Below are 11,835 nucleotides of genomic sequence, written 5' to 3'. Positions count from 1 at the left end.
AAAATAAACCTGTTAAATTTCATATATTTTCTCCAAATGTTTAATTCTATAATATTCTACAAATAATGTCAACGGGTATGTCGCATAACGTCTTTTCCACGACGTTTCCTTATTCCGCCTCCATACCCCAATAAAACGCCCCCATCTTATCACTCCAGCCCGTTTGATTAATGCAAAAAGGTTCGTTTTATTGAAATACAGAGGCGAACCAGGACATATCGGTACCTTTAGACGCCGCGCATAAGGCAGGATCATACAGCGGGCATTCCACCCCTGCATTCCCATAACATATAATCCACCATAAAAGCTACTCCTCTGCGGCAAGCGTATCCAGGGGGCTTTGAATCTTCAGGACATGGCGTCGGGCAACGTGGGTATACCGCTCAGTGGTGCGGACCGAGGCGTGGCCCAGGAGTTCCTGAATATATTTGATATCGGTACCGTTTTCCAGCAGGTGGGTCGCGAAGGTGTGGCGAAGACTGTGTATCGAAAGCTGCTTCTGAATGTGGGCCTTTTCAAGGGCCTTGCTAAAGATGTTTTGCGCCGACCGTATCGACAAATGGCGATCCGAGGGCAAGCCGGGAAAAAGCCATCCGTCAATATCATAAAGGGCACAATAGTCCTCAAGGAATTTGGCGGCCCTTTCGGAAAGCAGGGTATACCGGTCCTTCCGTCCTTTACCGGAGTAGACAAAAATCAACTTCCGGTTCAGATCAATACTGCTTTTTTTAAGCGCCACCACCTCACTCACCCGAAGCCCCGATGAATAGGCCAACATCAAAAGCAGCCGGTGCTTGGGATTTTTTTCACTGTTCAGCATCAGATTAATTTCCGTACCCGACAGTACCGACGGCAGCCGTTTGTCATGCCGGGGCCGACTATATTGGTCCCAGGCAAAGTCCCTTTTCAGTACCTGGGTATAAAAAAACTTAAGCGCACTGATAGCTAAATTAACGGACGAGGCGGAAAGATCCTGGGTCTTATCCAAATAGGCCAAATATTCCCTGATATCCTCAGACAGAATCTCCTTAGGCCCCTTCTGAACAACCCTGCAAAAAGCCTTGTTGTAGTGAACATAAGAACCGATAGTTTGGGGACTGTATTTCCTTGCGTGGAGCTCAGTCTCCAGTTTGTCGATCCAATCTTTGGTAAACCGCTCGGGCAGCGTCATCGCCCGAATCAAACACCTCCGGTCGTTTAGCGAATTCTCCCGGACGCTTTTACCGCCCGGCAAGGGGCTTGCCCGGTTAAATCCCAAATTAGCCCACGGGGCTTCCAAAAATCCTTGTACGACGGCTGGTTTATCCGGATCCTTACCTATCTTCACCCGAATCATCCCGTCCAAAACCCGGTCCAGGGTCTCTTCGGAAACAGGCCGCGGCGATATTTCATACGCATGCCGCCGGTAATCCCAATCCCCCAGTTTTGTGTACATCAATTTTTTGAACAACCCGTTATCATAATCGTAAAAAGGAATAACAATCCGTCTTTCATCATAAAACAGATATACTACATGCACCGCCCTTCCCCTTTAAAGCTTTACGCGGTTTTTAGACAGGCGCATCCGGCGCCCGCACGGTAGATGTTGGGCCTATAGGCCAAAAATAACAGGCAAGCCGGTTTCAAAACCAACCAAGCCTTGAAAGCGACCGCAATTTAAAAATCTATATGATGAACCGGAACTTGTCAATGCGCCGCGGCAGTCATGCTCAGCTTAAGTTAACTACGAACTTTTGCTTCGATATCCTGGAATTTATCCCTGAATTCTATCTTTTATTCGTAAGGTTCGTAGTTTTTCTGTCCGTTTCCATCCCTTGCGCGGCTTTCTACCGCAAGGTCATGAAACAAGTTCCCTTGACAGCCGGTTTATTTCTCCCTATCATAACTCCGATATGTCTGAGCCTTTCCCAACGTTTTAGTGTTTGGAAAGTATCGTAAATCCGGGTAAAAAAAATGACCGTTAAAGAAATTGCGGAACTGGCAGAGGTCTCTATTGGAACCGTGGACCGGGTTATTTATCACCGGGGCCGGGTGTCGGCGGAGACCAAGGCGAAAATTGAAGCGATCATCGAACAATATCAATTTACCCCAAATCCCATAGCCCGGCGACTTAAGCGGAACCGGGCCTACCGGTTTTGCGCGTTTTTGCCCCGGAGGGATCAGGACGCCGGTTATTGGGGCCAGGTTTTGGAAGGGATCCGGGCAGGCATCAAAGAGATCGCGCCCCTGGGGGTGGAAACGGAAATTATTGAATTTGACCGTTACAATCTCACGGAATTCCACAAGGCCTCCGAGTCCCTGTTAGCGGAAAAACCCGAGGGGATCATTTTATCGCCCATTATGCCTAAAAAAACCAAAACGCTGATTGACACCATCCATGAAAGGGGCATCCCCTGCGTTTTTTTTGACGCGGACCTTCCCGGGACCGAGCCCCTGTGTACCATTGGTCAGGATTCGTTCCGGGGAGGGTACCTCGCGGGCAGACTCATGCACCTTCTGGCGGGAAAGATAACAAAGCCCCTGGCAGTTCTGGATGCCCACGGTGAGGACTACCATATCACCCGGCGCCGGGACGGTTTTTTACGGTATGCCGGGGAACAGGGCTTTTCCACGGTGGTGCGGGAATACTCAGACTATCAGGGAGTTGAAATATCGGTGGACGAAATTGCCGCTTTTCTCAAGGAAAATCCTCATCTGGCGGGAATTTTTATCACCAACTGTATGGCCCACCGGGTTGCGGAAGCGGTAAAACAACAAAAAAGACCTCTGCTCCTGGTGGGATACGATCTTATCCCCAAAAACCGGGAGCTGCTACGGGACGGCGGGATAGACGCGATTATCTCCCAACGGCCGGAAGAACAGGGCCGCCAGGCGCTGCTCAGCCTCTACCGGCATATTGTGCTGGAACAGCATATCCTTCCCAAAATAGAAGTACCCCTGGATGTGTATATCAAAGAAAACATCCCCCTTGATCCGGCAAACCCCGCTTAGCAGCCTCCCTTAATTCTTCTTGTTTCCCACCGCCACAATGATCCTCCGCGAAGCAAGCGCGGACCTCTGGTCCGAGGCGGTATCTTAAGCGCTACCTGATTCGGAACGGAAGCTCGTTCGATAGAAAATTATAGTACCATCTGGTTTAATACCAAATTTTTGTATGCGTTGCGTTGTTTGGGCCGGAGCAAGCTCCGGGGTATTAAACCAGACTTTCGAATAAGGCTTGCATAGCAAGACCAGAGCCATTCTTCCTATTTTTCACTCTTAATTCTCCTCCCCTCCCTTCTTCTCACTTAATTGACTGCGTAGCGGTCTGCTTTGCGCCTTCGTGGTAAATTTAGTACCAGGCCCTCGTCCCTATTCCACCGTAACCGTGCCGTCATCCGCTACGGTGACCGTGGCGCCGGATTGTACCGAAGCGAGGAATTCCTCCCCCAGGCTGTCTATGGTGGGCATGGGATGTTCCGTCCATACCCCGGCAAGGATCGCCCCGGCGGCGGCCAGGGAGTCGATGGGCCTGGAGAAGAGGAGGCAGGCGGGCTGGCTTTCCAGGGCCGCGGCGCAGAAGAGTACCATGCCGCCGGTGGTGGAGCCGATGGTCTGGGGCATACAGAGGGCCTTGCCCGCCATGGGCTTGCCGTAAAGATCGGGGTTGTTCTGATCCGAACACACCGCGGTCTTATCCTTGAACATCAGGGCCTTCTGGAAACTGGCCAGGGTGTTGAAGCCCTGCCGGGAAACCAGGGCCTCCGCCCGTAACAGGGACCCGCCGCTCCCCGGGCCTGCCGCTCCGGCGCCCGCCTGAACAGGCGGTAATGGTACGATAATCCTTCCTTTAAATTGCCTCATTTTGCGCCTCCTGAAATCGCCTTGGCCCCACCGGAAATTTTCCCCGGAAATTTTCCACCGGAAATTTTCCGAAGGATCTCCTCATCCTTATAATACCGGGAGGAAGTATAGGTCCGCAGCTTATTGGAGTTGGTGATCACCGGCATCTTGCCGCAGAGGGGATTATTCATATACATGAGGGGACAGATGTCGCTGGTAACGACCCCAGCCTTTTCAAGGAAGGCCGCGGCCTGAGTTTTCCGGAATTCCGCCAGAACCGCGGGCGCCGAGGTAAACACCGTGGGTACGGCGACCCGCTTTCTGCCGGCGCTCTCCAGGGCGGCGCGGAGTTTTTCCGACCAGTCCGTGATCTGCTTCAGCGAGAGGTGGGGGCAGCCGACAAAGCAGAGCTTCGGTTCCGCCTGCGGGTCCTTCCATATACAGGGGTAAGCGGCCTCTATCCGCTCCAGCTCCGCATCGTCGATGGTGTAAGTTTCGGCTTTGGGAGCGATGAGGGCCTTCCCCTGTTCCGCCGCTTCGGGGGTCAGGTTCTCCACATGGTAGAGTCCCACCGCACCGTTGCTGGCGGTGGCGGCCCCCATGTCTTTGAGGTAGTCCTTCGCCTCCTGGGTTAGGGTTTTGCCGATCCACCGGTCAAGACCCTGGATATAGGGCACCGCGTCCATCACCCGCATACCGATGGCGCTGCCCAAAAGCTGGGCCTCGGGCCGCCGGGTGGTCTTAACTTCCACCACCCAACTTGCCCTGCGGCCCTCGTCGGTAAGAAGGCCGAAACAGGGAACCCTGCCCGCAATGCTGCCGAAAAGTTCGATGATACCCGAGTTGCGGTTGCACCGGGCGCCGAGGACGCTGTTGGCATAAACCACGGCGCTGCTCTCCGCCCAGGAGAGGATATCCCCCTTTCCCGGACAGTTGCCCACTTCGTCCATATAGCAGGTACAGGTAAAGCCCTGATCATTTACCAGCCCCAGCCGGCGCAGTTGGGACTCGTAGGCGGCCTGCTTTCCGTACATCACCTTGAAGAGGATCCGCGGTAACAGGCCGGCGGGAACCCGGGGGTCCAGGGGCCGGGGATCCACGGTAAAGGACTGGCCGGACAAGGCCCCCTCCTGAATCAGGGTATCCATCAGGGCAAAGACGGGCTTCATCACGGAAAGGCCGAAACTGGTTACCAGATGCCCGCTGCCCCCTGAAATGGGAACCATCCGCTCCGCGCCGAAGGTTTCCCCGTACATCACCAGGGTCTTCAACACCTTGGCCAGGGCCTTACCCCGGCTGCCTTCCAGGATGGCCTTTTCTTCATCGTTTAACAACATTGCCATGTATCTCTCCTCTCAAAACATAATACACCCGCTTATGCGGGAAGGCAACTTAAAATAATTTTACTTGCCTTTCAGGGTAATCCGGTGTATCATACCTGGGAGTGTGTCCTAAAATTTTTAGGATGCCTCACGAGGTCCCAGTGCGGGCGAGAGCTATCTTGCCGGGCACATGGGGGTTTGGGTACTTAACCTTAGCGATCAAGACAGGTTCTGATCCGGCAAGGGGCGTATAAATAGGATACGTTTATACCCTCAAGCGGTGTTTTCAGGCCCGGCTTGAGGTTTTTTTATGGAGAGAGAAATGGAGAGGAAAAAAGAATGGACAGAATAGCGGTCATTGGAGCGATTTTGGAACACCCCGAGACGAGCCGGCAGGCATTCAACGAGACGGTCTCCCTGTACCGGAAGATCGTCAAGGGGCGGATGGGTATTCCTTTCGACGAAGCGGACGCGGCGGTGGTTTCCCTGACCTTGCAGGGCGATCTGGACACTATCAACGCCCTGACCGGCAAGCTGGGGAACCTTCCCGGGGTCACGGTTAAAACCGCCATCTCGGGGGATCTTACCAAGCAGGGGGTCTCGTGACCGCTGCTGCGGAATGAGAACCCGTTGAAAGGAGAACCACCATGTATAATCCAGCCTCATCTTCGGCCGATGAATTTATCGACCACCAGGAAGTGCTTGCTACCCTGGCGTATGCCGAAGCGAATAAGAATAATATAGATCTTATCGACCGCCTGCTTGAAAAAGCAAAACCCCGGAAATCAGAAAAGGGGTTCCGCTGCGCCGGACTCACCCACCGGGAGGCGTCGGTACTGCTCGCCTGCGAAGCGCCGGAAAAGGTGCAGGCGATGTATGATCTTGCGGAGGAGATAAAAAAGGCGTTCTACGGAAACCGCATCGTTATTTTCGCGCCCCTCTATCTCTCGAATTACTGCGTGAACAATTGTGTATACTGCCCCTACCATACAAAAAACAAGACCATCCCCCGGGTCAAGCTGAGCCAGGAGGATATTTTGCGGGAAGTGAATGCCCTGCAGGATATGGGGCACAAGCGGCTTGCCCTGGAGTGCGGCGAGGATCCGGTCAAGAACCCTATCGAATATATGCTTGATTCTATCAATACCGTGTATTCGGTCAAGAACAAAAACGGGGCAATCCGCCGGGTAAACGTCAATATCGCCGCCACCACGGTTGAAAACTACCGCAAACTTCGGGAAGCGGGGATCGGGACCTATATCCTGTTTCAGGAGACCTACCACAAGGAAAGCTATTTTACGCTTCACCCCTCGGGCCCCAAACACGATTACAACTATCACACCGAAGCCATGGACCGGGCAATGCAGGGCGGAATCGATGACGTGGGGCTGGGCGTTTTGTTTGGCCTTGAACGGTATAGGTATGAGTTTGCCGCGCTGCTGATGCACGCCGAACACCTGGAGGCGGCCTTTGGTGTCGGGCCCCACACGATCAGTATGCCGAGGATAAAACACGCGGAAGACATTGATGTCAACGATTTTGACAACAGCATCAATGACGATACCTTTGCCAAACTCTGCGCCCTGGTCAGGATCGCGGTGCCCTATACGGGCATGATTATCTCTACCCGTGAAAGCCAGGCGGTGCGGGAAAAGGTGATCCGCCTGGGGGTCTCCCAGATCAGCGGCGCATCCCGTACTTCCGTGGGCGGTTACAGCGAAGAAGAACGGCCCCATGACACGGAACAGTTCGATGTGAGCGATCAGCGCACCCTGGATGAGGTTATCAACTGGCTTATGGACATGGGCTATATCCCCAGCTTCTGTACCGCCTGTTACCGGGAAGGCAGGACCGGCGACCGGTTCATGTCGCTCTGCAAATCCGGACAGATTCAGAATTGCTGCCACCCTAACGCCCTGATGACCTTGAAGGAATACCTCATGGACTATGCAAAACCCTTTACCCGGGAGACCGGGGAGAAGCTGATTGAACGGGAGATCCCCTCTATTCCGAACGATAAGATCCGGGAAAAAATACGGCTCTGGCTTTCGGATATCGAAAAGGGCAAACGGGACTTTAGGGTCTAAGGAGGGCGCCATGACGCTGTCAGCTGCGATGCCGCCGGATCTGCGGAGCGATCAAGCCCTGCTCCACTACATCAGCTCAGAGGATCCCCAGGAGGCGGAGGCCCTCTTTGCCGCCGCCCGGGAGCTCCGATCCTCCCATTACGGCCAGGATGTGTATTTCCGGGGGCTCATCGAATTCTCCAATTACTGCAGGAACAACTGTTACTACTGCGGTATCCGGGGGGGCAACCCCCGGGTGGAGCGGTACCGGCTTTCCCTGGAGGAGATCCTGCGCTGCTGCCGCCTGGGGGACCTCCTGGGGTACCGGACCTTTGTGTTCCAGAGCGGGGAAGACCCCTGGTTTACCGAGGGCCGGATCGTGGAAATGGTCGAAGCCGTCCGGAAGGAGTTTCCGGATCATGCCATTACTCTGTCCATCGGGGAATGGGGCCGGGAAAGCTACGAGCACTTTTTCCGGGCCGGGGCCAACCGCTACCTCCTGCGGCACGAGACCGCCTCGGAGGAACACTACCGGAAGCTTCACCCCCGGGAGATGAGCCTCCGGGAGCGGAAGCAGTGCCTGTGGGATCTTAAGGATATAGGCTACCAGGTGGGGGCGGGTTTTATGGTGGGGACCCCCTTTCAAACCCCGGAAAACCTCCTGGAGGATCTCCGCTTTTTACAAGAGCTGGAACCCCACATGGTGGGAATAGGCCCCTTTATCCCCCAGGCGGACACCCCCTTCCGGGACTACCCCCGGGGGAGCTTTGAGCAGACCCTCAGGATGGTGGCCCTTACCAGGCTCCTCCTGCCCCGGGCGCTGATCCCGGCCACCACCGCCCTGGGGACCATTTCGCCCCTGGGTCGGGAAAAGGGGCTGATGGCCGGGGCCAACGTGGTGATGCCCAACCTTTCCCCCAAGGCGGTGCGGAAGCTCTACGCCCTCTATGACCACAAGATATGCACCGGGGACGAAGCCGCCGAGTGCCGCCTGTGCATGGAGGGCCGCATCCGGCATTTCGGCTTTGAGCCCAACATGGCCCGGGGAGACATGGCAGGCTGGGAGCAGCGAAAAGTCCCGGCCAACGCGGGATAAGGGGCAGCCATGGGACTCAACGAAACCCCCGCCGCCAACCGGCCCCACATCGGTTTTTTTGGCCGGCGGAACGCGGGAAAATCCAGCCTGGTCAACGCCGTTACCGGCCAGGAACTGGCCATAGTCTCGGAGGTGCCAGGCACCACCACCGATCCGGTGTACAAGGCCATGGAGCTCCTCCCCCTGGGGCCGGTGATGATCATCGACACCCCAGGCATCGACGATGAGGGGGCCCTGGGGGAACTGCGGGTGCGAAAGGCCCGGCAGGTCCTCTCCAAAACCGACGCGGCGGTGCTGGTGGTGGACGCGGTCCGGGGGAAAACCCGGGCGGAAGAGGATCTCATCGCCATTTTCCGGGAGAAGCAGGTCAATTTTATCGTGGCCTATACCAAGACCGACCTGGAGGAAGCCCGAAACGACGGGGGCCCTCCGGGGGAAAACCATATCCTGGTCAGCGCCAGGACCGGGGCCAATATCAACGAGTTGAAGGAGCGGATCGCCGCCCTGGCGGTCAGCGCCGAGCCAAAGCTCCGCCTGGTGGGGGACCTGATAAGCCCCGGCGACCTGGTGGTGTTGGTAACCCCCATCGACAAGGCCGCGCCCAAGGGCCGGCTGATCCTCCCCCAGCAGCAGACCATCCGGGACATCCTGGAAGCCGACGCCGCGGCGGTGGTGGTCAAGGAATATGAACTCCGGGAAACCCTGGAAAATCTTGGGAAAAAACCCCGGCTGGTGATTACCGACAGCCAGGTCTTTGCCAAGGTCTCGGCGGATACCCCCCCGGAGATCCCCCTTACCTCCTTTTCCATCCTCTTTGCCCGATACAAGGGCTCCCTGGCCCAGACCGTGCGGGGGGTAAGGGCCCTGGAGGGACTTGAGGACCGGGACCGGGTCCTCATCGCCGAGGGCTGCACCCACCACCGGCAATGCGACGACATAGGCACGGTCAAACTCCCCCGGTGGATTAAGAACTACACCGGCAAGAACCCCGAATTTGTCTTTACATCGGGCGCCGGCTTCCCCGAGGACCTTTCGGGGTATAAGCTCGCCGTCCACTGCGGGGGTTGTATGCTGAACGAGCGGGAGATGAAGTACCGCCACCGCTGCGCCGAAGATCAGGGGGCGCCCATGACCAACTACGGCATCCTCATCGCCTATATCCAGGGGATACTCCCCCGGAGTATCGCCATGTTCCCCCATATCCTCGCGGAGCTGGAAGACGGAGGGTAAGATGCGGATAGAAAAAGACGGCCTGGGGGAGGCGGCCCTTCCCGACGAGGCCCTCTACGGGCTTCAGAGCCTCCGGGCCCGGGACAACTTTGCCCTGGACTACCGAAAGACGAACCCGCGGCTCATCTATGCCATGGCGACGGTAAAAAAGGCCGCCGCCCGGACCTACGAAAGGCTCAAAACCCCGGCGGCTTCCGGCAGGTCCGGGGTCTACGGCGCCATCATCCAGGCCTGCGACCGGATCCTGGCGGGGGAGGCGGATGCCATGTTCATCGTGGACGCCCTCCAGGGTGGGGCGGGAACCTCCACCAACATGAACGTCAACGAGGTCATCGCCAACCTGGCCCTGGGGATCCTCGGGGAAAGCCCCGGACGCTACGACATCATCCACCCCCTGGACGACGTGAACCGGGGCCAATCCACCAACGACGTCTACCCCACGGCCCTGCGGATCGCCGCCATCGAGTTCCTGCGGGAACTCAGCAAGGCCTGCGCCGCCCTCCAGGAAGCCCTCCAGCGGAAGGAACAGGAATTCCAGGACATCCCCAAGCTGGGCCGCACCGAGCTGATGGACGCGGTCCCCCTTACCCTGGGCGCGGAATTCGGCGCCTATGCCCAGGCCATAGCCCGGGACCGGTGGCGGCTTTACAAAATCGAGGAACGCCTGCGGCAGGTAAACCTGGGGGGCGCCGCGGTGGGCCTCTCCTCGGACCCCCTCTCCCGGAAGTACCGTTTTACCGTCATCGAGGAACTGCGGGAACTCACCGGCATGGGCCTGGCCGCCGCGGAATACCCCATGGACCTCACCCAAAACGCCGATGTCTTGGTGGAAGTCTCCGGGCTGCTCAAGGCCCTGGCGGTGAACCTGATGAAGATCTCCCGGGACCTCCGGCTCATGAACTCAGGGCCCCACGGCGGCCTGGGGGAGATCAGCCTGGCCCCCCTGCAGGCGGGCAGCACCATCATGCCCGGCAAGGTGAACCCCGTGATCCCCGAAATGACCGTCCAGGTAGCGCTCAGGGTGCTGGCCAACGATACCGCCGTTAGCTCCGCCGCTTCCCTGGGGGAGTTTGAACTCAACGCCTTTGTCCCCCTCATCGCCGACGCTCTCCTGGAAAGCCTCTCCCTCCTCTGCCGGGCCGTCCCCCTGTTCCGCGCCAAATGCGTAGAACTCATCCGGGCCGAACCGGATCGCTGCGCCCAGCTTTTGAACGCCTCCTGGGCTTTCGCGGCGGCCTACGTCCCCCGGCTGGGCTACGAAAAGGTCCGTATAATTATAGAAGAAAACCGCGGAGATCCGGCGAAGATCAAGGCCGCCCTGGAAGCGGCACTCGTATCCTGATTGTCCGCAATAAGCCGATATAAATCGACCGCAAAGTAGGCCGCTGTGCGATCAATCTCCGAAAATCAGATAATTTTAAGTCAGGTACCCCCGGCAAAGCCGGGGGCTTGAATGGTGAACCGCTCAAAGCGGTTTGTTTTGGAACCGCCTAAAGGCGGTTATCGTTGTTACTTATCCTTGAACATTTCCAACTGGTCAAGCCGTTTGTCTTCCGCTTCCTGTTCCTGGATATATTTCCTGATGGTCGCTTCGTCCCGGCCTACCGTTGACACATAATACCCTCTCGCCCAGAAGTTCTGCCCCGTGAAGTTTTTTGCCTTCCGACAAATCTCCGGGCTATCGCTATCGCACTTTTCCCTTTGATATATCCCACCACCTGGGCTACCGAGTATTTCGGCGGTATCTCTATCAGCATATACACATGGTCCGGGCACAGATGTCCTTCCACTATCCGACTCTCCCGTTCCCGCGCCAACTCGTGGAATATGCTCCCCAGATATTTCCCCACTCCTCCATACAGTTGCTTCTTCCGGCATTTCGGTATCCATACCACATGATACTTGTATTCCCAGGCGCTATGGGATAGACTCTTCCTGTCGTTCATTTTACCTCCTATCTCTTGAACTTTGGCGGTTCACCTTGATAGGAGGTTCTTTTATATTCCCGGAAATGTCAAACCTTTGGAGTCCCCCGGCATAGCCGGGGGATTACCAATTGTATTTATCATACCGTCTGGTTTAATACCAAATTTCGTAAGCGTTACGTTATTTGAGCCGGAGCAAGCGCGGACCTTTGGTCCGACGGGGTATTAAACCAGACTCCCGAATAAACCCTACAACCCTGATGAAGGCTTCCATGAACGATAGCGGCCTTTACAGAAGATGCCTTGAAGTTCACGGATCATTTGCTGCTCCTTGGTTATAGTGGCTTTTGGAACATCTTGCCGCTTTTGAAAGG

9 protein-coding genes and 1 pseudogene are annotated in these 11,835 nt (G+C 56.4%); 6 read left to right on the top strand and 4 right to left on the bottom strand.

Annotated elements, in window-relative coordinates:
* Positions 1-307: 307 nt before the first annotated feature.
* On the bottom strand, positions 308-1,519 hold the full coding sequence (locus LQZ21_RS14220) for a tyrosine-type recombinase/integrase (protein WP_411045211.1): 1,212 nt from the start codon (positions 1,517-1,519) through the stop codon (positions 308-310).
* 434 nt (positions 1,520-1,953) lie between these two features.
* Between LQZ21_RS14220 and LQZ21_RS14215 the strand changes: the two genes are divergently transcribed.
* Entirely contained in the window at positions 1,954-2,991 is a 1,038-nt protein-coding gene (locus LQZ21_RS14215) for a LacI family DNA-binding transcriptional regulator (RefSeq protein WP_411045210.1), read from the top strand.
* A gap of 360 nt (positions 2,992-3,351) precedes the next feature.
* Here the strand turns inward: LQZ21_RS14215 and LQZ21_RS14210 are convergent, their stop codons facing one another.
* Both LQZ21_RS14210 and LQZ21_RS14205 read right to left on the bottom strand, forming a co-directional pair.
* Positions 3,352-3,843 carry an aconitase X swivel domain-containing protein gene (locus tag LQZ21_RS14210; RefSeq protein ID WP_411045209.1) on the bottom strand — a complete coding sequence of 164 codons (492 nt, stop codon included), beginning with the start codon at positions 3,841-3,843 and terminating at the stop codon, positions 3,352-3,354.
* Entirely contained in the window at positions 3,840-5,165 is a 1,326-nt protein-coding gene (locus LQZ21_RS14205; protein WP_411045207.1) for an aconitase X, read from the bottom strand. Before LQZ21_RS14205 ends, LQZ21_RS14210 begins: the two co-directional genes overlap by 4 nt.
* Positions 5,166-5,483: 318 nt before the next feature.
* Here LQZ21_RS14205 and LQZ21_RS14200 point away from each other — a divergent pair, with 318 nt between their 5' ends.
* From LQZ21_RS14200 to LQZ21_RS14180, 5 genes are read left to right on the top strand one after another with little or no spacing between them, the layout of a single operon-like run.
* Positions 5,484-5,750, top strand: a complete 267-nt coding sequence (locus LQZ21_RS14200; protein ID WP_411045205.1) for a TM1266 family iron-only hydrogenase system putative regulator — start codon at positions 5,484-5,486, stop codon at positions 5,748-5,750.
* A 41-nt stretch (positions 5,751-5,791) separates the two neighbouring features.
* Positions 5,792-7,231: a [FeFe] hydrogenase H-cluster radical SAM maturase HydG gene (hydG, locus tag LQZ21_RS14195; protein WP_411045204.1), complete on the top strand. Its 1,440-nt coding sequence runs from the start codon at positions 5,792-5,794 to the stop codon at positions 7,229-7,231.
* A gap of 10 nt (positions 7,232-7,241) precedes the next feature.
* The gene (hydE, locus tag LQZ21_RS14190; RefSeq protein ID WP_411045202.1) at positions 7,242-8,306 is read left to right on the top strand and encodes a [FeFe] hydrogenase H-cluster radical SAM maturase HydE; all 1,065 of its coding nucleotides are present in this window, start codon (positions 7,242-7,244) and stop codon (positions 8,304-8,306) included.
* 9 nt (positions 8,307-8,315) lie between these two features.
* On the top strand, positions 8,316-9,536 hold the full coding sequence (gene hydF / locus LQZ21_RS14185) for a [FeFe] hydrogenase H-cluster maturation GTPase HydF (protein WP_411045200.1): 1,221 nt from the start codon (positions 8,316-8,318) through the stop codon (positions 9,534-9,536).
* Between the two features lies 1 nt (position 9,537).
* Positions 9,538-10,878 carry an aspartate ammonia-lyase gene (locus LQZ21_RS14180; RefSeq protein WP_411045198.1) on the top strand — a complete coding sequence of 447 codons (1,341 nt, stop codon included), beginning with the start codon at positions 9,538-9,540 and terminating at the stop codon, positions 10,876-10,878.
* A 167-nt stretch (positions 10,879-11,045) separates the two neighbouring features.
* Here the strand turns inward: LQZ21_RS14180 and tnpA are convergent.
* Positions 11,046-11,482 (bottom strand): annotated as a pseudogene (gene tnpA / locus LQZ21_RS14175) (IS200/IS605 family transposase).
* Positions 11,483-11,835 lie beyond the last annotated feature (353 nt).

The sequence above is a fragment of the Treponema sp. TIM-1 genome, from assembly GCF_046533115.1.
GTDB lineage: Bacteria > Spirochaetota > Spirochaetia > Treponematales > Breznakiellaceae > JAIRMO01.
Note: the sequence above shows the minus strand (reverse complement) of the source record. Positions and strands in the feature narration are given on the sequence as shown.